The 24207-nt window shown below is 52.9% G+C and carries 19 protein-coding genes; 8 read left to right on the top strand and 11 right to left on the bottom strand.

Translation table 11 applies throughout. The features are described 5' to 3' along the window. Positions 1-7: 7 nt before the first annotated feature. The gene (gene pckA, locus EA58_RS07630) at positions 8-1642 is read left to right on the top strand and encodes a phosphoenolpyruvate carboxykinase (ATP) (RefSeq protein ID WP_036751006.1); all 1635 of its coding nucleotides are present in this window, start codon (positions 8-10) and stop codon (positions 1640-1642) included. A 166-nt stretch (positions 1643-1808) separates the two neighbouring features. Continuing rightward, positions 1809-3914 carry an AsmA family protein gene (locus tag EA58_RS07625; protein ID WP_051641944.1) on the top strand — a complete coding sequence of 702 codons (2106 nt, stop codon included), beginning with the start codon at positions 1809-1811 and terminating at the stop codon, positions 3912-3914. Here EA58_RS07625 and EA58_RS07620 read toward each other — a convergent pair. The 3 genes from EA58_RS07620 to EA58_RS07610 form a co-directional block, all read right to left on the bottom strand. Next, positions 3866-4789 carry a bifunctional GNAT family N-acetyltransferase/hotdog fold thioesterase gene (locus tag EA58_RS07620; RefSeq protein ID WP_036751005.1) on the bottom strand — a complete coding sequence of 308 codons (924 nt, stop codon included), beginning with the start codon at positions 4787-4789 and terminating at the stop codon, positions 3866-3868. The two genes, EA58_RS07625 and EA58_RS07620, sit on opposite strands and share 49 nt — an antisense overlap. Before the next feature lie 99 nt (positions 4790-4888). Continuing rightward, a complete protein-coding gene (gene dtd, locus EA58_RS07615) occupies positions 4889-5326 on the bottom strand; it encodes a D-aminoacyl-tRNA deacylase (RefSeq protein WP_036751004.1) in 438 nt (145 codons plus the stop codon). A gap of 19 nt (positions 5327-5345) precedes the next feature. After that, the gene (locus EA58_RS07610; protein WP_051641943.1) at positions 5346-6311 is read right to left on the bottom strand and encodes a virulence factor BrkB family protein; all 966 of its coding nucleotides are present in this window, start codon (positions 6309-6311) and stop codon (positions 5346-5348) included. Between the two features lie 183 nt (positions 6312-6494). Here EA58_RS07610 and EA58_RS07605 point away from each other — a divergent pair, with 183 nt between their 5' ends. Continuing rightward, positions 6495-7139, top strand: a complete 645-nt coding sequence (locus EA58_RS07605; protein WP_036751003.1) for a DUF2959 domain-containing protein — start codon at positions 6495-6497, stop codon at positions 7137-7139. A 111-nt stretch (positions 7140-7250) separates the two neighbouring features. On the opposite strand, the gene typA is transcribed toward EA58_RS07605, so the two are convergent. Beyond that, positions 7251-9080, bottom strand: a complete 1830-nt coding sequence (typA, locus tag EA58_RS07600) for a translational GTPase TypA (protein ID WP_036751000.1) — start codon at positions 9078-9080, stop codon at positions 7251-7253. A gap of 557 nt (positions 9081-9637) precedes the next feature. Between typA and glnA the strand changes: the two genes are divergently transcribed. From glnA to add, 4 genes are all read left to right on the top strand, one after another. Beyond that, positions 9638-11047, top strand: a complete 1410-nt coding sequence (glnA, locus tag EA58_RS07595) for a glutamate--ammonia ligase (protein ID WP_036750997.1) — start codon at positions 9638-9640, stop codon at positions 11045-11047. A 480-nt stretch (positions 11048-11527) separates the two neighbouring features. Further along, a complete protein-coding gene (gene glnL / locus EA58_RS07590) occupies positions 11528-12589 on the top strand; it encodes a nitrogen regulation protein NR(II) (RefSeq protein WP_036750995.1) in 1062 nt (353 codons plus the stop codon). Positions 12590-12658: 69 nt separating this feature from the next. Then, the gene (gene glnG / locus EA58_RS07585; protein ID WP_036750992.1) at positions 12659-14074 is read left to right on the top strand and encodes a nitrogen regulation protein NR(I); all 1416 of its coding nucleotides are present in this window, start codon (positions 12659-12661) and stop codon (positions 14072-14074) included. A gap of 165 nt (positions 14075-14239) precedes the next feature. Next, complete coding sequence (add, locus tag EA58_RS07580) at positions 14240-15241, top strand: adenosine deaminase (RefSeq protein WP_036751078.1); 1002 nt, start codon at positions 14240-14242, stop codon at positions 15239-15241. 100 nt (positions 15242-15341) lie between these two features. Here the strand turns inward: add and hemN are convergent, their stop codons facing one another. From hemN to EA58_RS07555, 5 genes are all read right to left on the bottom strand, one after another. After that, on the bottom strand, positions 15342-16715 hold the full coding sequence (gene hemN / locus EA58_RS07575; RefSeq protein WP_036750990.1) for an oxygen-independent coproporphyrinogen III oxidase: 1374 nt from the start codon (positions 16713-16715) through the stop codon (positions 15342-15344). A 182-nt stretch (positions 16716-16897) separates the two neighbouring features. Beyond that, positions 16898-17380, bottom strand: a complete 483-nt coding sequence (locus EA58_RS07570) for a DUF2489 domain-containing protein (protein WP_036750988.1) — start codon at positions 17378-17380, stop codon at positions 16898-16900. Positions 17381-17383: 3 nt separating this feature from the next. Continuing rightward, positions 17384-17917, bottom strand: coding sequence for a Der GTPase-activating protein YihI (gene yihI / locus EA58_RS07565; protein ID WP_036750985.1), 534 nt, complete (start codon positions 17915-17917; stop codon positions 17384-17386). Continuing rightward, on the bottom strand, positions 17914-18558 hold the full coding sequence (locus EA58_RS07560; protein ID WP_036750982.1) for a class I SAM-dependent methyltransferase: 645 nt from the start codon (positions 18556-18558) through the stop codon (positions 17914-17916). The genes yihI and EA58_RS07560 overlap by 4 nt, the downstream gene beginning before the upstream one ends. Positions 18559-18723: 165 nt before the next feature. Next, complete coding sequence (locus tag EA58_RS07555) at positions 18724-19341, bottom strand: c-type cytochrome (protein ID WP_036750980.1); 618 nt, start codon at positions 19339-19341, stop codon at positions 18724-18726. Positions 19342-19499: 158 nt separating this feature from the next. Between EA58_RS07555 and yihA the strand changes: the two genes are divergently transcribed. Then, the gene (gene yihA / locus EA58_RS07550; RefSeq protein WP_036750978.1) at positions 19500-20183 is read left to right on the top strand and encodes a ribosome biogenesis GTP-binding protein YihA/YsxC; all 684 of its coding nucleotides are present in this window, start codon (positions 19500-19502) and stop codon (positions 20181-20183) included. A gap of 756 nt (positions 20184-20939) precedes the next feature. Here the strand turns inward: yihA and EA58_RS22260 are convergent. Then, positions 20940-20987 carry a hypothetical protein gene (locus EA58_RS22260; protein ID WP_438616993.1) on the bottom strand — a complete coding sequence of 16 codons (48 nt, stop codon included), beginning with the start codon at positions 20985-20987 and terminating at the stop codon, positions 20940-20942. Positions 20988-21175: 188 nt separating this feature from the next. Continuing rightward, the gene (polA, locus tag EA58_RS07545) at positions 21176-23950 is read right to left on the bottom strand and encodes a DNA polymerase I (protein WP_036750975.1); all 2775 of its coding nucleotides are present in this window, start codon (positions 23948-23950) and stop codon (positions 21176-21178) included. Positions 23951-24207: the final 257 nt, after the last annotated feature.

Here is a 24207-nt window from a genome sequence, read left to right as displayed (position 1 = left end):
GCCACCGATGACAGTCGTGCACGCCGAAGAACAAAAGGTTAGCCAATCTCTGGATTTAAGCCAGTACGGCATCCAAAACGTGAAAGAAGTCCTTCGTAATCCGAGCTACGAAGTCCTTTTTGCAGAAGAAACCAAGCCTGAGCTGGAAGGCTATGAAAAAGGCGTAGTGACTGAGCTGGGTGCTGTTGCCGTCGATACCGGTATCTTCACCGGCCGCTCTCCAAAGGACAAATACATTGTCAAAGATGACACCACCCGCGATACCTTGTGGTGGGCTGATCAGGGCAATAACGACAATAAACCAATCACGCAGGAAGTCTGGCAGGATCTGAAAGCGCTGGTTGCCAACCAATTGTCAGGCAAACGTTTGTTTGTCGTCGACGGTTACTGTGGTGCTAACCCGGATACGCGTCTGTGCATCCGCGTCATCACCGAAGTCGCCTGGCAGGCGCATTTCGTGAAGAACATGTTCATCCGCCCAAGCGAGGAAGAACTGGCAACCTTCAAGCCTGACTTCGTGGTGATGAACGGTGCCAAGTGCACCAACGACCAATGGCAGCAGCACGGCATGAACTCGGAAAACTTTACCGTGTTCAACCTGACCGAGCGCGTTCAGCTGATCGGCGGCACCTGGTACGGCGGCGAGATGAAGAAAGGTATGTTCTCGATGATGAACTACTTCCTGCCACTGCAGGGCATCGCCTCCATGCACTGTTCTGCCAACCAGGGTGAGAACGGTGATGTTGCCGTCTTCTTCGGCTTATCCGGCACCGGGAAAACCACCCTGTCGACCGATCCGAAACGTAAACTGATCGGGGATGACGAGCACGGCTGGGACGACAACGGCGTGTTCAACTTCGAAGGCGGCTGCTACGCCAAAACCATCAAGCTGTCTAAAGAAGCGGAACCCGATATCTACAACGCCATCCGCCGCGACGCCCTGCTGGAAAACGTGACGGTTCGCCCGGACAGTACCATCGACTTTGATGATGGCTCCAAAACAGAAAACACCCGCGTCTCCTACCCGCTCTACCACATCGATAACATCGTCAAGCCGGTCTCTCGCGGCGGCCATGCCAATAAAGTGATCTTCCTTTCTGCTGATGCATTCGGCGTCCTGCCACCAGTGTCCAAACTGACACCAGAGCAGACCAAGTATCACTTCCTGTCTGGCTTTACCGCCAAACTGGCCGGTACAGAGCGCGGGATTACTGAACCCACACCAACCTTCTCAGCGTGTTTCGGCAATGCTTTCCTGAGCCTGCACCCGACGCAATATGCAGAAGTGCTGGTCAAGCGTATGGAAGCCGCTGGCGCAGAAGCCTATCTGGTCAACACGGGCTGGAACGGCACAGGCAAACGCATTTCCATTCAGGATACCCGTGCCATCATTGATGCGATTCTGGATGGCTCGATTGAATCTGCAGACACCAAGCAAGTGCCGATTTTCAACCTGACCGTGCCGACTGCTCTGCCGGGCGTGAACCCGGACATTCTGGATCCGCGCGATACGTATGCCGACGCAGCCGACTGGGAAGCGAAAGCACATGATCTGGCACAGCGTTTCATCAACAACTTCGAGAAATATACCGACAACGAACAGGGGGCCGCCCTGGTTGCTGCGGGTCCTCAGCTCGACTAATGAATCACCAAAGTGAACAAGCCCTGCACAGCAGGGCTTTTTTGTCTCTGAACCAATCACACACTCAGACGAACTTCTTCATGAAAAGCTAAATAACCAGCAAAAACCAGCCGCATTTCTTGCCAAGTCGTCGCATTTCCGTCACTCTTTTGATACCGACCTTACCATGCAGTTTTCTCAGGAATTTCATCACCGCCCGATTGCCCGGCAGCGGCCTAAACGTGGTTTGGCGGCTGATATGGAGTTCGGCATGCGTTTTATCGCAAAAATTCTGGCTAGCCTGATTATTCTGCTGCTGATGGCAGTCACGATTGCATTCATTCTGCTGCACACCCGTCACAGCGCATTATTGGTCAATACTCTGGTCAGTCACCTGAGTGACACCACGCTGCAAGTCACCGAGGTCCAGTATTCCCTTCAGGATGATCCCCGTCATCTGCGTCTGATCCAGCCTCGCTGGCAACGTCAGGGATATTCAGAACAAACGGCCGAACGAATCGACCTCTGGTTGTCCCCGACATCACTCTTCCGCAAAGGGTGGCATTTTGACAGCCTGCTCATTCAAGGACTCACGCTGAATCATCTGTCTGATTTACCGCTGGAAAGCGGTACGATAAGCACACAACGTCTGGCCCTGACGAACCTGACCCTGGACCTGCCGGAACTCCAGCTGAAAAATGCCCGCTTGCAGATTGATAACTGGCGTAACAGTGAAGCGCATTGGGGAGACTTCAGCGGCAACTTCCAGCTTTCAGCCGATCAGCTGATCTGGCAACAGCAAACGCTGAACAAACTGCTGATCGACGGTGAACATTCCTCCAAAGGCTGGACCTTCTATGGCGTTTCTTTTCACTGGCTGAATGCAAACTTCAACGGGCAGGCTGAATTCGAAGCAGATACACACCACCTGATCGTTCACCAGCTCACGGCCAACGGCCTGCAAATCGACGAAAATTTTCCGCTTGAGCCACTGCTCAGTCTGGCCTCAGAAGCCCGCCAGACCGATCTCAGCCTTGAGCTGCGCCGACTGGATATCCTCGACGGCAGCCTGGAACGCAGCCAATACAGCGTCAACCACGCCAGTCTGTCGCTGGAGAACTGGCAATGGCCGGGAGCACTGTGGCAACAGAAAGACGCCCGACTGTCTCTGGGCGCTGAAACCCTGCGCTGGCACGATCTGATGCTGGAAAATCCGTTAACGGAATTACACCTCACGCCAGGGCAAATCAGCCTCAAAGGATTTTCCGCCCGGTTGCTGGAAGGCTATGTGCGAACTGAAGCAACCCTGACCCCGGATGCCCTGTTGCTGCATCAGTTGGAACTGAAAGGTATTCGCTGGGTCATGCCAGAGGCCATTCAGGCCTGGCTCATGGGGAATGCGGCACCTCAAAGCCCGCTACAACAGCAGGTCGATACCTGGTGGCGTCAGCTCAATGAGCTGACCGTGGATCAACTATCAGTCGGCTACAGCCAGCTCACCGGCACTTATGCACCGCTGCCCATTCAGTTCAGCGATATCAACCTGGAGGGGACTGGCATGGTGCTATTACATGAAGGACAACCCGGCCTTTGGCAGGGTGAATTTGCCGCGGGTGCCGGATTTACCAATATCCGCCAAATCACGATTCGTAACCCGTTGCTGACCATGAGCAGTCAGGCCGGACACTGGCAGCTGACACGCCTGACACTTCCCATTGAAGCCGGGATACTGGAAGGCAAAGGCGAAATACAACTCGGCGAAGCGGGCTGGCCGTGGCAGCTCAAGCTCTCCGGAGACAGCCTGCCACCGCAAATGCTCAGCCATTGGCTGAATCTGCCGCTCCCGCTGCTCGGCGCCATGGATATTCAGACACAAGCCAGCGGACTGGGACAATTCCAGCGCGGGTTGGCATACAGCCTCCACGGTCAACTGGAAGCCAATTTCCGTCAGCTATCGCTGACCCAGCAAGAAAGCGCACTCATGGCCCGCTGGCAAGCTACCGAACAACCAACCGGCTTCGCGTCCAGCCCAGACAGCACCGAACCCCTGATGCCTGTCACCCTGAGTCCACTGACGATTCATGCTGATCGCGGCCGGATCAGTCTTGAGCCTCTGGCCCTTCAAGGCCCGCAGCTACACGCAGAATTACAGGGCGCGTGGGATCTGGCGGCACCGGCAGACAGTGCTGTTGAGTTACAGGCCAGTGACGGCTGCCAGCAGCTCACCAAGCGCTGGCACAGTCATCAGCAGGAGACGAGCGTATCGTCATCCTGTGAGCGGAAGAGCATATAAGTCCCGGTAAAAGTCGCAGCCAGGGTTTCATCACTGAACACCTGAACTTCCACCACCATCCGGCCTTTGCGGCCATTGGCGATGCGATCCAGATCGCCGGTCAGGGTTTCTACCCCGGTCACAGCACGGGGTCTCGATTTGACCGGCGCTGAATAACGGATCCGGCTGTCCACCAGCATGATGTCAGCCTTGAGCTGACGTTCTTTCAGCAGCATCCACAGAAAGCCCCAGCCTGCCAGTGTCGCCATGGTAAAGATACTGCCGGCGAACATGGTCGCCCGCGGATTAAGATTGGCATTGAGCAGGGCACTGACTTCGAAACGATACCCGGTGTACTGGCTGATCTTGACGCCCATTTTGTCACTGATCGGAATCTGTGAGTGCCAGACATCCTGCAGCTCCTGACACCAGTCCGGATGACGCACCACCTCTGTTAATGGGTCGAGATATTTCAGCATCTGCTGATGACGCACCGGCCCGCGTTCTTCGCTCAGCTCTCCCTGATTGGCAAAACCGTTCATCTGATAAAAACGAATCGCTTCCTCACGGGCATTACAGACCAGCCGTTTTGCGCCCTCTTGTCGGGCCAATGACTCCAGCGCCATCAACAGCAGCCCACCCATCCCTTTATTGCGATAATTCGGGTGGACAGCCATATAGCGGATCTGACCGTCATTTTCAGGGGTCATATACAGTCGTCCAATCGCTACTGGCTGGCCGTCATCATCCACAATCATGCGATGGAAGCTGAGGGCATCATACGCATCGCGCTCAGAGCCAACAGGCATGTGCCAGGGCTGTCGCAGCATCTGCCAGCGAAAATCGAAATAACGATCAAGTTCCGCGTCAGATTGCGGGGTGATCAGTCGAAACATTCCATCTTTCTCCAATCATTCAAATCCATTTGTACAGCGGCACCCGATATGATCCTGTGATCATGGCACGGATTCACCAACCCAGCGCTTTTGTGCAGGCTAGCACTGTAACCAGAAAGTGACAGGACCATCATTCAGAAGTGCGACCTTCATATCGGCCGCAAAACGCCCGGTTTCAGTCCGAATGTCTTTCTCTTGGCAGGCTTTGACGAAATCGTGATACAGGCGCTCTGCATCGGCTGGATTCGCCCCAGCCGAGAAACTCGGCCGCATTCCGCTGTTGGTATCGGCAGCTAAAGTAAACTGCGACACCACCAGCACACTGCCGCCGACCTGCTGCACATTCAGGTTCATTTTACCGGCTTCATCTTCAAACACCCGGTAACCCAAGACCTTATCACGTAAGCGGCGGACTTTGGCTTCATCATCCCCTTTTTCAACGCCGAGCAATACCAGCAATCCTTGACCGATAGCCCCGGTGACGATGCCATCGACCGTCACACTGGCTTCGCTGACCCGTTGTATGAGCGCAATCATTCTGTTTCCCCTACAGTTTTCAATGTTCAGAAGAGGAATTGTCCGTTTTGTCTGGAACTTTGTCTACTGAAGCCAAATGAGGAGCCGCTTTCTCATCCGGATTCTTCGGCATGTGATCCGCATGCTCTCGCTTCATCCAGTGCTGCTCCTCGCAGAGGCTGGCGGTGATTTCCGCGCCCAGCAACACGATACACCAGCACAAATACACCCAGACGAACAGAATCGGCACCACGGCCAGTGCCCCATAGATCACCTGATAGGAGGGAAAATTGGTGATATAAAGGGCAAAGCCCTTCTTGCTCAGCTCAAACAAGGCACTCGCGATCAGCGCCCCGATCAGCGCATTGCGCAATCGGACTTTGGTGTTTGGCACCAGCATATACAGCCCCAGAAATGCCAGCGTTGACATCAGCACCGGCAGCCCGCGCAGCAATTGCCGCACCAGTCCGCTGGCGGTTTCACTGCCCATGATATTCAAAGAACCCAGATAGGAGCTAATCGCCAGACTGGAGCCAACCAGAATTGGCCCCAGAGTCAGCACCATCCAGTAAATCGAAAAAGAAATCACCAGACGACGGTGCTGGCGAACCCGAAAAATAAAATTCAGCGACTTATCAATGGCAGAAATCAGCAAAATGGCAACCACAAACAGAGCGCCGATCCCCACCGCCGTCATTTTTCCGGCATTGGCCACAAACTGGTTCAGATAGGTTTGCACCACATCCCCGGCGGTTGGCACGAAATTTTCAAAAACGAAGGTCTGTAATTGTTCCCCCAGCGGAGCAAACACCGGAAAGCTCGACAGTGCTGACAACACCACAGTGATCAGTGGCACCAGTGACAGCAAAGTCACATAGGCCATGGAGCCGGCAATCACGGTCAGGCGATCATGGCCGATACGGCGGTGCAAATACTGCACAAAATGCCACAGGACTGTGAGCGTCTGGCGCAAACCCGGGCCTCGTATGATTTTTTTATCTGGCATATTGATTGAATCTTTGCTTTTATTCGTTCACTGAATCAAACAACCCTTTTCTAAATCAGCATCTTGCATTGAAAAATAGCCGGAGGCACCAAAGCCACCGTCAGGTTGTTTGGGTATATCAACAACATAGTGCGTCCGGGAAAGAATCACAACTTAACCCTATCGCCAGTCAGGAGCCCTTCTATGCCATATGCTTTTGTTCTGCTGCTGAGTCTGACCCTGCTGTCCGGCTGTCAGAGCGCCTATTATTCTGCCATGGAATCCGTGGGGGTTCATAAACGCGATATTATGGTCGACCGGGTGGAAGACGCCACCGAAGCACAACAGGATGCACAAGAACAATTTACCTCGGCACTGGAAGCCTTACAGTCGCTCACCAATTTTAATGGCGGCGAACTGGAAGCGACCTATGAACGCGTCAATGCTCAGTACGAAGCCAGCAGTGACGCCGCAGACAAAGTCAGTGACCGAATCGCCGCAATCGAAGATGTCGCCGATGCCCTGTTCGAAGAATGGCAGGAAGAACTGAGTCTGTACTCCAGCGCGACCCTGCGTCGTGACAGCGAGAAAAAACTGAAAACAACCCGGGCTTCCTACCAGAAAATGCTGGCAGCCATGCATCGGGCAGAAGCGAAAATGAAACCGGTACTCAATACACTGCGTGACAACAGCCTGTACCTGAAACATAACCTGAATGCTGCGGCCATCGGCTCCCTGCAGGGCGAATTCCGTTCACTGGAACGCGATATCCAGCGTGCGATCAACGATATGCGAACAGCAATCAGTGAGTCGGAACGCTTTGTCGCCCAGCTCAATCACAGCAGTTAATCTCAACCAGAACCGATAAAAAAATCCCCCGCCGGGTAAACCAGACGGGGGATTTTTTTCATGTGCGCCACATTCACTGGCGCACCAAAGCATCGTTTACTTAATCAAAACTTACTTCGCACCGCGGCTTGCACGCTTACGATCAGTTTCCGTCAGCAGTTTCTTACGGATACGGATGCTTTCTGGCGTCACTTCCACCAGCTCATCGTCATCGATGAATTCCAGTGCCTGCTCCAGGGTGTACTTAATTGGTGTCGTCAGCACCTGTGCATCATCGGTACCGGATGCACGAACGTTGGTCAGCTGCTTCCCTTTCAGGGCGTTTACAGTCAGGTCATTGTCACGGCTGTGAATACCGATCACCATACCTTCGTAAACTTCCACACCGTGACCGATGAACAGACGACCACGCTCCTGCAGGTTGAACAGGGCATTCGTCAGCGCTTTACCCGCAGCGTTTGCAATCAGTACACCGTTAATCCGTTGACCAATCTCGCCACCTTTGTGCGGACCGTAGTGATCGTAAGTGTGGTAAATCAGGCCAGAACCAGAGGTCAGCGTCATGAACTCAGTCTGGAAACCGATCAGACCGCGAGACGGCATGATGAAGTCCATACGAACACGGCCTTTACCATCCGGTGCCATGTCTTTCAGCTCACCTTTACGCAGGCCGATTTTCTCCATGATACCGCCCTGATGCTCTTCCATCACATCAATGGTCACAGTTTCAAACGGTTCCATCAGCTGGCCGTTTTCTTCTTTGATGATAACTTCAGGACGAGATACCGCCAGCTCGAAGCCTTCACGACGCATGTTTTCGATCAGAATCGACAGGTGAAGCTCACCACGACCTGAGACGCGGAATTTGTCCGGGTCTTCCGTTTCTTCAACACGCAGCGCAACGTTGTGGACCAGCTCTTTCTGCAGACGCTCCAGAATGTTACGGGAGGTCACGAACTTACCTTCTTTACCGGCAAACGGAGAGGTGTTTACCTGGAAGGTCATGGTGACGGTTGGCTCATCGACACTCAGTGCCGGCAGCGCTTCAACGGCGTTAACGTCACAGATGGTGTCAGAGATTTTCAGCTCACCCAGACCGGTGATCGCGATGATGTCGCCTGCAGTCGCACGATCAATGTCGTGACGCTCCAGACCCAGGTAACCCATAACAGTACCAACTTTACCGTTACGGGTTTTGCCGTCTGCACCAATAATGGTCACTTGCTGGTTTGGTTTCACAGAACCACGGGTCACACGGGCAACACCGATGACGCCCACGTAAGAGCTGTAGTCCAGCTGAGAGATTTGCATCTGCAGCGGGCCATCCACGTCAACAGATGGCGGAGCCACGTTGTCAACGATCGCCTGGAACAGCGGTTCCATGTTTTCGCCGGTTTCACCTTCTTCGCGAGAAGCCCAGCCGTTCAGCGCTGACGCATAAACAACCTGGAAGTCCAGTTGCTCGTCGCTCGCACCCAGGTTGTCAAACAGGTCAAAGACCTGATCCATCACCCAGTCAGGACGCGCGCCCGGACGGTCGATTTTGTTGATCACCACGATTGGCTTCAGACCATGCGCAAACGCTTTCTGCGTCACAAAACGGGTCTGTGGCATCGGGCCGTCTACTGCATCAACGATCAGCAGTACGGAATCCACCATCGACATAATACGCTCTACTTCGCCACCGAAGTCGGCGTGTCCCGGGGTGTCCACGATATTGATGCGGTAATCATTCCAGTTAATGGCGGTGTTCTTCGCCAGAATGGTAATGCCACGCTCTTTTTCGATATCGTTGGAGTCCATCACGCGTTCTTCAACGCCGCCACGGGAGTCCAGAGTACCTGATTGCTGTAGCAGTTTATCTACCAGGGTGGTTTTACCGTGGTCTACGTGCGCAATGATTGCGATATTACGTAATTTATCGATCTGTGGATTAGACATGGATTTGGCATTCACTCAGATGTAGCGACCACCTGTGCACGAGGCAGTCACTGATTAAAAAAACGGCTCATAATCTACCAGATTTTACGTCAAAACCCAGCAATTATGTGATTTATATCATCGCAGCCGAACCAACCCGACATCACAATGAAGATTAAACGCAAAAATATCATTAAAAACAGCAAATTAAACCGATTGCATGATAATCTTCTTTTCTCTGGCTATTTATCATGAATGCAATCAGTAGCGCTAGTGATTGACAATTGACCAGTGTGGACTAAATATAGCCTGAATCTTGGCTCGGCTTGTCTGGCAAGTCCGCCAAGCAGGAAAGTGGCCCAATGCACCGTCATGGTGCACACTTTCACCATATCAGTGCACGGAAGCCCAAGTTTTTCAGTACTGAGCGCCATAACAGGGCGTAATGATGGCAATTTTGGGGCTTAAAAAAGTTGGCATGGATTTCGCAAAGTTCTTGGTATCGGAGCACATGACTGTTCCCTTCCAAATATTTTTTGCGGCCAGTTGCCCAAATCTAACACCGGAGGTTACTTAAGATGTCAGTAGAAAACGTACTTGCGTTGATCCAGGAAAACGAAGTGAAATTTGTTGACCTACGCTTTACCGATACCAAAGGTAAAGAGCAACACATCTCTATCCCCGCTCATCAGATCGACGCTGACTTCTTTGAAGACGGTAAAATGTTTGATGGCTCTTCGGTCGCTGGCTGGAAAGGCATCAACGAGTCTGACATGGTGATGATGCCGGACGCATCAACCGCGGTACTGGACCCATTTACAGAAGATGCCACGCTGAACATCCGCTGTGACATCCTGGAACCTGCTACCATGCAAGGCTACGACCGTGACCCACGTTCAATTGCCAAGCGTGCAGAAGAATATATGCGCAGCACTGGCATCGCAGATACCGTTCTGGTTGGTCCAGAGCCAGAGTTCTTCCTGTTCGACGACGTGAAATTCGCCACCGACATGTCAGGTTCTTTCTTCAAGATTGATGACATCGAAGCGGCCTGGAACACAGGTTCTGATGTCGAAGGCGGTAACAAAGGTCACCGTCCGGGCGTGAAAGGCGGTTACTTCCCGGTTGCACCAGTCGACTCTTCTCAGGATATCCGTTCTGCCATGTGTCTGATCATGGAAGAAATGGGCCTGGTTGTTGAAGCGCACCACCACGAAGTGGCAACTGCGGGTCAGAACGAAATCGCAACCCGTTTCAACACCCTGACCACCAAAGCGGACGAAATTCAGATCTACAAGTATGTTGTCCACAACGTGGCACACGCATTCGGTAAAACAGCAACCTTCATGCCGAAACCATTGGTTGGCGATAACGGCTCTGGTATGCACGTGCACCAGTCTCTGGCAAAAGACGGCCAGAACCTGTTTGCCGGCGACAAATACGGCGGTCTGTCTGAAACTGCCCTGTACTACATCGGCGGTATCATCAAACACGCACGCGCCATCAACGCCTTCGCAAACCCGGCAACCAACTCGTACAAACGTCTGGTTCCAGGCTTCGAAGCACCGGTCATGCTGGCTTACTCCGCGCGTAACCGTTCTGCGTCCATTCGTATCCCAGTGGTACCAAGCCCGAAAGCACGCCGTATCGAAATTCGTTTTGCTGACCCTGCGGCGAACCCATACCTGTGCTTTGCAGCCATGCTGATGGCCGGTCTGGACGGCATTAAGAACAAGATCCATCCGGGCGAAGCGATGGACAAAGATCTGTACGATCTGCCAGCGGAAGAAGCGGCTGAGATTCCAAAAGTTGCAGAGTCGCTGCAAATCGCGCTTGCTGCTCTGAATGAAGACCGTGAGTTCCTGACATCTGGTGGCGTATTCTCTGATGACTTTATCGATTCCTACATCGCCCTGAAGTCAAAAGATGTTGAACGCATCAACATGTCAACGCACCCACTGGAATTCGATCTGTACTACTCTGTATAAGCCAGAGCAGTGCACTGAATTCTAACCCAAAGGCCTGCACTGCAGGCCTTTTGTCTGTCTGCTGTCCTGACATAATCTAGCTGACCCTTCGTACCCTGACGATGCATCCTCATGGTGCATCCCGCCACCGCCCTACCGTTTTGCCCACAACTGGCGCAACGTATCATGACCCTCCCGCCAGATACCGTTCTTTGTATCGTTCCTTCCGTGATGCCTGGCATGGATGCGGCTGGGGTATACGACAATCAAAAGACGGCAAGCTTATTGCATTATCTATTCGAGTCACCGTCTCCCGGGCGCTGTTCAGTACTGGCTCTGCCGATTCAGAGGCATCCATCTGGAAAACATCCGGGTGCACCGACTTTGTGCTGCACAAGCATAGACAGACGCGCTACACTGTAATGCACCAAAACAGTGCAATGCACCGATCCGGTCTGCGCTCGCATGGGCTAGGCCGGTCATAACAACAAGGATGAAACTGTGACTGCCGCTTTTACACCATTGATCCTGAACAATCTGGTCACCGCGGTGATTCTGCTCGATGAGCCACTGAAAATCCGCTATGTCAATCCAGCCGCCGAGCAGCTGATGTCCTGCAGTCAACGACGCCTGCTGGGCAGCCGATTTCCGGATCTGCTTCAACACAGTTCTCTGGATTTAAGCCTGATCCAGGCGACCGTTCAAAGCGGCCAGGGACTGACCGATGGCGAAGTCACTCTCGTGATCGACGGTCGCCATCACACGCTGGAAATTAATGCCACTCCAGTCAGCTGGCAAAAGGAAGTGCTGATCCTGCTTGAACTGAAAGCCGTCGATCAGCAACGGCGGATCAGTCAGGAAATCAGTCAGCATGCCCAGCAACAGGCAGCCAAGGAACTGGTGCGCGGGCTGGCACACGAGATCAAAAACCCGCTCGGCGGACTGCGTGGCGCAGCACAGTTGCTGGAGAAAACCCTGCCCGATCCCAGCTACACCGAATATACCCAGATGATTATCGAGCAGGCGGACCGACTGCGGAATCTGGTCGACCGACTGCTGGGGCCGCAAAAGCCGGGCGTACGAACCGTCGGCAATATCCATGTTGTGCTGGAGAAAGTCCGCCAGCTGGTGTCGCTCGATCACAGAGAACAACAGTTGCAGATCCAGCGCGACTACGACCCTAGTCTGCCAGATTTCAGCATGGACCCGGAGCAGCTTGAACAAGCGATTCTCAACATCGTCAGCAACGCGGCACAGGCACTGAGTCAGCAAGGGGAAGGGGTGATTATTCTGCAAACCCGGACCGCCCATCAGGCAATGATCCACGGCCAGCGCCACCGGATTGCGGCCAAAATCGACATTATTGATAACGGCCCCGGTATTCCGGCTGATATTCAGGACACCCTGTTTTATCCCATGGTGACCGGACGCGAAGGCGGAAACGGACTGGGACTGTCGATCGCCCAGAATCTGATTGACCAGCACCACGGCAAGATTGAAGTTTCAAGCTGGCCCGGACAGACCAAATTTTCCATTTATTTACCGATACAAACAACAGAATAACAAAGCAGCCGGGCGCACCTCAGCCTTAAGACCCGGCACGCCAACAAAGGACACAACGGAGGGCACGCAATGAGCAAAGGACTAATCTGGGTTGTCGATGATGACAGCTCGATACGCTGGGTACTGGAGCGAACCCTGAATGCAGCCGGACTACGCTGCGAAACCTTCGCCGATGCCGACAGCGTCGTGGAGGCGCTGGAGCGCAGCGTTCCGGATGTGCTGGTTTCCGACATCCGGATGCCGGGCACCGACGGTCTGACCCTGCTGCGTAACCTGCATACCGACTACCCGACCTTACCGGTCATCATCATGACTGCGCATTCCGACCTGGATGCCGCCGTCAACGCCTATCAGGAAGGGGCGTTTGAATACCTGCCCAAACCGTTTGATATTGATGAGGCCGTCAGTCTGGTTGAACGTGCAGTCACACACAGTCAGGAGCAAAAACGCCAGCAGCAGCCGGAAGAAATGACCAAGCGCGCACCGGAAATCATCGGCGAAGCCCCAGCGATGCAGGAAGTCTTTCGTGCCATCGGCCGCCTGTCCCGCTCGTCGATTTCCGTGTTGATCAACGGGGAATCCGGCACGGGGAAAGAACTGGTGGCACAAGCGCTGCACCGGCACAGCCCACGCAAAGAAAAGGAATTTATCGCCCTGAACATGGCCGCTATCCCCAAAGATCTGATCGAATCCGAACTGTTCGGCCATGAAAAAGGGGCTTTCACCGGTGCCAACAATATCCGTCAGGGGCGCTTTGAGCAGGCCAACGGCGGCACCCTGTTTCTGGACGAGATTGGTGATATGCCGCTGGATATTCAGACCCGGCTGCTGCGGGTACTGGCCGACGGTCAGTTTTACCGGGTCGGGGGCCATTCGCCCATCAACGTGGATGTACGTATCATCGCCGCAACGCACCAGAATCTGGAACGTCTGGTTGCCAAAGGCGATTTCCGGGAAGACCTGTTCCACCGCCTGAACGTGATCCGGGTACATCTGCCGGCGCTGAAAGACCGCCGTCAGGATATCCCGCAACTCACCCGGCATTTCCTGCAACGGGCGTCAGACGAGCTGGGTGTCGAAATCAAAACCCTGCACCCCGACACCGAAATCCTGCTCACCAGCCTGCCCTGGCCTGGCAATGTCCGCCAGCTTGAGAATACCTGTCGCTGGCTGACGGTCATGGCCAGCGGGAATGAGATCCTGCCGTCAGACCTGCCGCCGGAGCTGACCACAATGGAAAGCCAGCCTGCGGGCGACGGCAGCGAGCCACACTGGCACCAGTCACTGCAAAGCTGGGCCCGTCAGGCGCTGCAACAGGGCAATCAAAACCTGCTGGGCGAAGCCATGCCGGAATTTGAGCGCATTCTGCTCGATACCGCACTGGAATTTACCCATGGTCACAAACAGGAAGCCGCCAAACTGCTCGGCTGGGGACGCAATACACTGACCCGGAAACTGAAAGAGCTGAACATGGCTAACGATTGATCTTTTTTCAGGGATCGCGACTGAATCACTGGTGATTTTTTCAACACCGGAAGTAAACATTCGCCCGATCTGACGGATCGGGCCGGATCCTCATTCAGCCCGATAATGATTGTCGCCGATTCTTTGCTTATACTGAGGCAACAGTTTTTCCGGGATACCAACATCATGATTCACAAACACCTGCCATTGACTGATTTGCACCGTCACCTCGACGGAAACATCCGTATTCAGACCATCCTTGATCTGGGCCAGCAGTTTGGCATGACCCTGCCTGCCAATGACCTTGAGTCGCTGCGTCCGCACGTTCAGATCGTTGAAGCCGAGCCGAGTCTGGTTGCTTTCCTGTCCAAACTGGACTGGGGCGTCGCGGTTCTGGGCGATCTGGACGCCTGCCGCCGCGTTGCCTATGAGAACGTTGAAGACGCGCTGAACGCACAGATCGATTACGCAGAGCTGCGTTTCTCGCCTTACTACATGGCAATGAAACACAATCTGCCGGTGGCTGGTGTGGTTGAAGCTGTGGTCGACGGCGTGAAAGCCGGCTGCCGCGATTTTGGCATCAAAGCCAATCTGATCGGCATCATGAGCCGTACCTTTGGTATTCAGGCCTGCCAGCAGGAACTGGATGCGCTGCTGACCCAGAAAGACCATCTGGTGGCTGTGGATCTGGCCGGTGATGAGCTGGGCCAGCCAGGCAATCAGTTTGTGGGTCACTTCAGGCAAGTGCGTGATGCCGGCCTTCAGGTCACGGTTCACGCCGGTGAAGCCGCGGGCCCTGAAAGCATGTGGCAAGCCATTCAGGAACTGGGCGCTGTCCGGATTGGTCACGGTGTGAAAGCCGTCGAAGATGCCAAGCTGATGGACTATCTGGCCGAGCACAAAATCGGGATTGAGTCGTGCCTGACCTCGAACATCCAGACCAGCACCGTTGCCAGCCTGACCGCACACCCGATCAAGCAATTCCTGGATCACGGTATCCTGGCCTGTCTGAACACCGACGACCCGGCCGTGGAAGGCATCGAGCTGCCTTACGAATACGAAGTCGCCGCACCACAGGCTGGCCTGACTCAAGAGCAAATCCGTCAGGCGCAGATCAATGGCCTGGAAATTGCCTTCCTGTCTGACAGCGAGAAAAAAGCACTGCGTGAGATGGCGGCGAATCGCTGATCGCTCATCTCAAATCCGTAGCTTCATCATGAAAAACGCCCCGGCAGGCATCCAGTCCGGGGCGTTCTTTTGTACTTCAACAATCAGCAGAAACAGGAAATTAAATCACCCGCGAAAACTGCTGCTGACGGGCACGCTGACGCAGATAGACATCAAAACACATGCAAATATTACGGATCAGTAACCGGCCTTTCGGAGCGACCTGAATCTGTTCTGCCGTCACTGTGACCAGACCATCGTCAATGAAGGTCTGCAACAGCGCCAGATCTTCCGCAAAATAGTCCGCAAAGCTGATGCCGTATCGCTGCTCGATGTCGGTTGTCGAGAGCTCGAACTGACAAATCAGGGTTTTGATCACTTCCCGACGCAGCAGATCATCGTCATTGAGATTCACACCTTTCCACAATGCATGCTGCCGGGTTTCGATATCAGCATAATAAGCTTTCAGCTCTTTCTGGTTCTGGGCATAGCTGTCCCCTATCATGGAAATCGCCGAGACGCCTAACCCGAGCAGATCGCAGTCACCCTGTGTCGTGTACCCCTGAAAATTACGGTGCAGCTTGCCTTCGCGCTGCGCAACAGCCAGCTCATCATCAGGTAAGGCGAAATGATCCATCCCGATAAACTGATAGCCTGCCCCCGTCAGGGTTGTAATCGTACTGTGCAGCATCGCCAGCTTTTCGGCAGGTGACGGTAAGTCCGCATCTTTGATCTTGCGCTGCGCCGCGAACAACGACGGCATATGGGCATAGTTAAACACCGACAGACGGCCCGGTTGCATCGCCAGTACCTGCGCCAGTGTTTTGACAAATCGCTCGTTATTTTGCTTCGGCAGCCCATAAATCAGATCCAGATTGGTCGACCGGAATCCCAGCGCGCGGGCGCGTACCACTAGCGCTTCAATGAAATCTTTGTCCTGCTCCCGGTTGACCAGTTGCTGGACTTCTTTATCGAAATCCTGCACCCCGATACTAAGACGATTGAAGCCTTCGCTGCGCAGGTGATCCAGCATGGTCAGCTCCATACGGCGCGGGTCCACTTCAATACTGATTTCCGCATCAGGCAGAAGATTGAATGACTCACGGAGCATCGTCATCAGGTGGGTGATCTGCGAGGCCGTCAGAAACGTCGGGGTTCCGCCACCAAGATGAAGCTGACTCACCTCACGGCCCTGCAACAGCGCCGCTCGCTGGCGAATTTCCAGCGCCAGTGCCGCCAGATAAATATCCGCTTTATGGGCATGACGGGTAATGACTTTATTGCATCCGCAGTAATAACAGAGGGTATGGCAGAACGGGATGTGAACATAAAGCGATAAACGCCGCTCAGGATAACGCTGGCAGGCCGCTTCAAAATCCGCAGTCGTAAAATCAGGCTGGAACTCCAGCGCGGTCGGATAGGAGGTATAGCGTGGGCCGGAGTAATTGTACTTTTCAATCAGGGCCTGATCCCAAATCATGGCTGGCTGTGTCATGCTGCTCTACCTCACGGACGCTCGAATAAGTCAATCGGCTAAGCTAACACGGGCTAACACCCTGCTTATTGATCGATCACAAAGATTGATCAATCACAAAGACAACACGCAATCATCCGTTTCAGGTACAAAAAAACCCGGGGAAAATCCACCGGGTTCATTGTTCTTATCGAGCTTTTCAATCAGGCTTTCTGCGCCAGAATCTGAGCTAACTCCTGCTGAATGGCATCGAACAGGCGGGATTCTGCTTTCATCCGGACCATATCGTCTCTCATCCGATCCTGTTTCGGCATGGCTTTGCGTTCATCGCCACGCGGCATTTCTTCCACCACGGTATACAGCTCGTACAGTGCCGGATACTGGGCAGAAAAATTCACGCTGCGCTCAGCCTGCAACACCGTCATCAGCTTATACAAGCGAATGGCAATTTCCGACATGTCGCATTGCTCCTGCTTTCCGGCTTCGGCAATGATATAGACACTTTCAAGAATATTGGTGTTGCGCTGCACAATGGCTTCAGCCTGTTGCTGCTCAGCACGGGCAATAAAAGCTTTGTGACGCTGCTTCTGCAGATACAGCTGGTACAGCAGATAACCGGCATAAGACGCCAGTGCCAGTACAATCAGGCTTCCTGCCACCAGCAACCAGAGTTTCAGATCCTGCAAGGCTTACTCCTTATCGAAATCGTCCCAGCGGGCATTTTCAAAGTCATCCAGCAGATCTTCCTCGCTGCGGGTATCACCGATCGCGATTTCATCATCTGCAGCCACATCTTCCTCGTACAGGCCCAGCTGTTTCATCAGTTGCTCGATTCGGTCGAGTTTCTGATCCACCTGCTTCTGTAAACCGGCACCCAGTTTCTCACCAGCGTCCAGACGGTCCAACAGCGCCATCAGTTGCGGATCGCTCTCCAGCATCGCCAGTTCCTGCTCAGCATTCATGCGGCGAACTTGTTTGGTTGGTTTCGGCTCGACAATCAGTGGCACCGGTTTTTTGCTGCCGTGGCGAGGATCTTTGGCCTGACCCTGGCGGCTACCATGCTCAGCACCGCCATCGGAATGACGGCTGCCAGCCTTCAACCCTTTGCGCTTGCGGGCTTTCTGACGGGTACGACCATCCAGATCCATCTGGCTGACACTTTTTTCAACGTACTGCGCCGGGCCTTCCGAGCCAGGTTTACGGCTTCTTTTCTTACGGGTCATGACTGATTTTTCCTCAGCATAATTACATCGTTACCTACAAATTCCACCGTCAAACCATCGCGCTCGGCCAGAAAACCGAAGGTTTCCCGACTAAAAAAGCTGACGTGGGTGGGATCATTCTTGTAATGCCAGCGGCTGAATGCCTCGACATCCGTGGCCAGCTTTGTCATCAATCCCAGCCAGCCTCCCGGTTTCACCAGCGACAACAACTGTTGCCATTCGCGAGCCGGGGTATAAAAGTGTTCAATGGCCTCGGTACAGGTGACAAAGTCATACTGACGCTCAAGCACGCTGTTGTCCGGGGCATAATAAGGATCATAGACAGCGATCCGATGTCCCTGCTCCCGAAACATCGCGGCCAGCGCCGGACCTGGCCCACAGCCAAAATCCAGTCCGTCGAGTTTGCCTTCCGGCAAACGTGCTGCCAGCGGCGTCGCCAGACGCTCAAGAAAACCTCGATAACCTTCATCTTCAACATGGTTTTCATGCTGATCGTAGACTGCCTTTTCCTGCGCCGGCGACAAATGCGAGGCCGGATCGGCAAAGACCAGATGACATGCCTCGCACTGAAGGTACGCGCGGCGGCGGTCTTCATGGTATGGCAGGACAGAGGCGCTCGCGCATAAAGTACAGGCCGTCATCAACTTCTCCCGGGTTCCGACGCTTGAAATCAAGCCGCGTATCATATCAGACCTGCACCGATTGAGAAATGGACAGCCCGGTGCATGCTGAAGGCGCAGAGAATAAAAAAGGCAGCCTGAGCTGCCTTTTTTCGCTTGTTACTTCTTGCGATACTGAGGTCGGGATCAGTGAAGACCGCCAAGATAATGTGACAGGGCGTCGATTTCCTTGTCACTCAGTTTCGCGGCAACAGAGCGCATCATTGCGTTCATATCGTTGCTACGCTGGCCATCGCGGAAAGCCGTCAGTTGTTTCTTGATGTAATCCGCGTTTTGCCCGGAAATGTCCGGGAAACCAGACAAGCTGGTACCATTACCGCGAGGACCATGGCACGCCGTACAGGCCGTAATACCACGTTCAGCATCACCCACACGATACAGCTGCTGACCCATTGCGATCGAGCTTTCTGTGGTGGTGCCTTCTACCGCAGGTAAGGAACCAAAGTAAGCCGCCAGATCCGCCATGTCTTCTTCAGACAATGGCATCGCCATGCCGCCCATCACAGGATCATTACGCCCCTGTTCACCACCCGTTGTCATCCCCAGCTTGAATTCCTTCAGCTGTTTCTCCAGATAACGTGGGTGCTGACCCGCAAGGTTGGGGTATTGTCCGGTGATACCTTTACCGTCAGCGCCATGACATGCTGCGCATGTCGCTGCTTTTGCTTTTCCAGCTTCAACATCTCCCTGGGCCCAGCTTGTGCAACTGGCAAGAAGTGTAAATATCAATGCTAATTTCTTCATGACATTCCGTTTATAATTATTGAGCTTCCAGTACCACAAGTATTGCTCAGCAACATGGTATACAATGCACCATCAACCAAGCAGGGTTAGTGCTACATTTTACACACTTTCGCATAAAAGTAATTAGTCGACGACCAGAAGACTTGACGGAGTTAACAGTGAATTCCCCTCTCAACTACAGACAAACCCATTTTATTACCAGTGCCCCGGATATCCGCCACCTTCCCATGGACAAGGGAGTTGAGATTGCATTTGCTGGCCGCTCAAATGCTGGTAAATCAAGTGCTTTGAATCGTCTGACTGATCAGAAAAGTCTGGCACGGACCTCAAAAACACCGGGTCGCACCCAATTGATCAACATGTTTGAAGTCCGCACGGGCTGCAACCTGATTGACCTGCCCGGCTACGGCTACGCCCAGGTTCCACTGGAGATGAAGCAGAAGTGGCAGGCGGCACTGGGTGAGTATCTGCAAAAGCGTGAATGCCTGCAGGGTCTGGTCGTTCTGATGGATATTCGCCACCCGATGAAGGATCTCGACCAGCAAATGATTTACTGGGCCGTTGAAAGCCGATTGCCGGTTCTGGTCCTGCTGACCAAAGCAGACAAACTGAAAAGTGGCGCCCGCAAAGCACAGCTGCTGAAAATCCGCGAAGCAGCGCTGGCCTTCGGTGGTGATGTAGAAGTTGAATGCTTTTCTGCCCTGAAAGGCATTGGCGTGGATCAGGTTCGACGTAAACTGGACGTTTGGTTTGCGCCTGAACTAGCTCGCCAACAGACGCTGCTCGAAGCCGATCAGGAAGAAGACATTGACGGGATGAATCATAACACCGCCTCTGAATAAACTTCTTCATGCCTGGCTAAGGCCAGGCATGAAACCGTTACAGGCACCGTTATCTGTCCATCCCAAAAACTACGTCAGGTATACCAGATAAAAATGACCCCACCGGAACGATGGGGCAACGGGAGAGAAATAGGAGGTTATTATATTTGTCCAGAAAGGATTAATGATTTAACCCATCAACGCAAGTTTTTTATCCGAAGCCTGACTATTTTTTCCGCCCTGATGCCAGAGATTCCTTAGCCCTTCCCATTGTTAACTTCCTTTTTTACCCAATTCAAACAAAAATGCATGCCTATTGTTTCATTGTGCAAATTAAGTCGATATGGAAGCAATTATGCAGCCATGTTCATTTGGAATTTTATTACACAAATATGGCAAACAGACAAAAAAAAGCCACTCAAACAAAGAGTGGCCGATCATGGATAGGTCGACTGTCACAAATTGAATACAGTCAGACAAATATGAACAAGAAGCAGACGCAAGTATAACCTTCCGCAGAACCAAGTTAAAGTAATTGCTCTAATTTTATGATACACGATGACCGGGCTGCTCGCCACTTGGCATGATCATCACAGATTCAGTGGTAAAGCCAGATGGGGAATCATAAGAAACTAGCGATTTTTGTCAGGAAAAGCAGATAATTTCACGCAACAGTCAGGAAAGTGTGTGTTGCAAGAAAGCGGAGACAAGGTGGGATAAGAAAGATGCTGAGCCAGAAATAAAAACGCCCTGACCAAAATGATCAGGGCGGCTGAATCAGCCAAATCCAATAACGTGAAACAAAAGGTCTGAAAGATAGAACATCTTACCTCTGTACCCTACGCCGATAACTGTATATCAATTGTGCAGAAATGGAAACCCCTTTTCGTAATTTTTTTTCATCAAGAACGTAATTAAGTTTTACATCAGCGTGCTAAACCCCGATCCTGATTAAAAAAACCAGCCAAATGGCTGGTTTTTGATAATTGAATTACAGGGATGAATCTCACACCTTAGTGGGCTTGATCCCAGTTGTCACCACTGCCGGCTTCAGCAATCAGCGGAACATCCAGCTCGGCGGCCGCTTCCATCAGATCACAGACTGATTTGGCCACCCGATCCAGCTCAGAGGCTTTCACTTCAAAGACCAGTTCATCGTGCACCTGCATCAGCAGACGAACACCCTCTTGTTCCTGAACCCAGGCATCTACAGTCACCATAGCACGCTTGATAATATCCGCAGCTGTTCCCTGCATCGGGGCATTGATAGCCGCCCGCTCAGCCGCTTTACGGCGAATCGCATTACGCGATTGAATATCCGGCAGGTAAAGACGACGGCCAAACAGGGTTTCAACATACCCCTGCTCACTGGCATGGGTTCGGGTGCTTTCCATATATTCCAGTACGCCCGGGTAACGCTCAAAGTACACATTCATATACTCCTGCGCTTCATTCCGGCCCATCCCCAGCTGTTTTGCCAGACCAAAAGCACTCATCCCGTAAATCAGACCAAAGTTGATCGCTTTCGCACGGCGACGCTGTTCGCTGGTCACCGCATCAATCGCAATTCCCAGAATTTCGGCCGCTGTGGCCGCGTGGATATCCTTCCCTTCACGGAAAGCCTCCAGCAGGGCCTTATCGCCAGACAGGTGTGCCATGATCCGCAGTTCAATCTGTGAATAGTCCACCGCCAGAATCTGATACCCTTCCGGCGCAATAAAGGCCTGACGGATACGGCGGCCTTCCTCGTTCCGGATCGGTATGTTCTGCAGGTTCGGATCAGTCGATGACAAACGTCCTGTCGCTGCAACCGCCTGATGGTAAGAGGTGTGCACACGCTTGGTCTCCGGATTAATCATCCGTGGCAGCTTGTCGGTATACGTGGATTTCAGCTTCGCCAGACCACGATGCTCCAGAATCAGCTTTGGCAGCGGATAATCCAGTGCCAGCTCTTGTAACACTTCCTCGTTGGTCGATGGTGTCCCCGACGGCGTTTTTTTCAGAACCGGCAGGCCCATTTTCTCAAACAGAATCGCCTGTAACTGCTTCGGTGAGCTGAGGTTGAACTCTTCCCCGGCGACTTCATATGCCTGGGCCTGAATTTCATCGAGACGGACTGCGATCTCCTGCGACTGTTTCGCCAGCTTGTTCACATCCAGCAACACACCGGTTCGCTCCATCCGAGACAGCACAGGCACCAGTGGCATTTCGATCTCTTCCAGCACTTTTTTCAGCTTCGGATCAGCATTCAGCTTCCCGATCAGCAAATGATGCAAACGCAGGGTGATATCAGCATCTTCCGCCGCATACGGGCCAGCCTGCTCCAGATCGATCTGGTTGAACGTCAGCTGTTTTTTCCCTTTGCCGGCAATCTCTTCGAAACTGATAGTTTTGTGTTCCAGATAACGCAGCGACAGGCTGTCCATATCATGGCGACCGACCACACTGTTATAGACGTAAGATTCCAGCATGGTATCGAAACGGATCCCCTGCATCTCAACGCCATAGCGAGCCAGTACACTGGCATCATATTTCAGATTCTGGCCGACTTTCGCCTGTGCCGGATCTTCCAGTAATGGTTTCAGCTGCGCAATCACCCAGTCACGATCCAGTTGTGCCGGTGCATCCAGATAATCATGCGCGACCGGTACATAAGCCGCTTTGCCTTCTTCAGCGGCAAAGGACAACCCAACCAGATTGGCAATCATATAATCCAGACTGTCAGTCTCGGTATCAAAGGCAAAGACGTCCGCTTGTTTCAGAACCTCCAGCCACTCCAAAAAGCGGGCTTCATCCAGTACCACTTCATAGCCACTACGATCAATCACAGGTGCCGGCGACTTTGCCGGTTCAGCCTCTTCACTAACCGGGCTGGCTGCGCTGTCCGCAACGATACGGCCATCACTGCCATCCAACATTTCAGCCAGCCAGCGACGGAACTGTAATTTACCGAACAGTCGGGTCAGTTCATCGGTATCCGGCGTCCCTTTTTGCAGATCTTGCGGGCCGAACTCTAATGCGACATCCAGCTTAATTGTCGCCAGCTCATAAGACATCAAAGCCGCTTCGCGGTGTTCTTCCAGCTTTTTCGGCATGGTTTTCGAACCGCGGAAACCCAGCGCCGGAATCGCATCCAGGTTGTCATACAAATCTTTCAGGCCGCCGATACCCGTCAACAGTGCCGTGGCCGTTTTATCGCCCACGCCGGGCACCCCAGGAATGTTATCGACTTTATCCCCCATCAGGGCTAGGTAATCGATGATTAGCTCCGGACCAATACCGAACTTTTCACGCACCCCATCCGGATCCATGATCACCCCGGTCATGGTGTTAATCAGAGTGACATTTTCATCCACCAGCTGTGCCATGTCTTTATCACCGGTGCTGATCAGTACCGGCATACCGGCCTGAGATGCCTGACAGGCCAACGTGCCGATCACATCATCCGCTTCAACACCCGGTTCACAGATCAGGGGCAGTCCCATGGCCTTAATAATGGCGTGCAACGGTTCAATCTGAGCGCGCAAATCATCCGGCATCGGTGGCCGATGCGCTTTATACTCGGGATAGAGCTCATCACGGAAGGTCTTGCCTTTGGCATCAAACACCACAGCAATATGCTCGGTGGCAAATTGCCGCAGCATGCTGCGCAACATATTCACCACACCGTACACCGCCCCGGTCGGCTCGCCGTCCGAGTTGGTAAAGTTAGGCGCGGCATGATAAGCACGGTAAAGATACGAGGAGCCATCGATCAGGATCAGTGGATTTTCTGGAATAGTTGCCATAATGGATTATCAGTATCTGGGAGATAAAAGGATCAGAACCTTAGGATGCCACGAGACGTGCCAAGTGTTAACCGAAGTTTTCCTTGTTGTTGTCCCGGGATCTGTGGATAAGTTTGTTAACTATTGATGGAAGCCTGAAGATCATTTTTCTTCCCTCAACAGAAAAAGTATTTTTAATCTTTTAAGATCAATTAGTTGAAGATGGTTCTCAAAATAGATCCATGATCCTGAAATGATCATCAAATGTGGAAAAAGTT

Origin of the sequence: Photobacterium galatheae, from assembly GCF_000695255.1 — a bacterium.
GTDB classification, from domain to species: Bacteria; Pseudomonadota; Gammaproteobacteria; order Enterobacterales; family Vibrionaceae; genus Photobacterium; species Photobacterium galatheae.
Note: the sequence above shows the minus strand (reverse complement) of the source record. Positions and strands in the feature narration are given on the sequence as shown.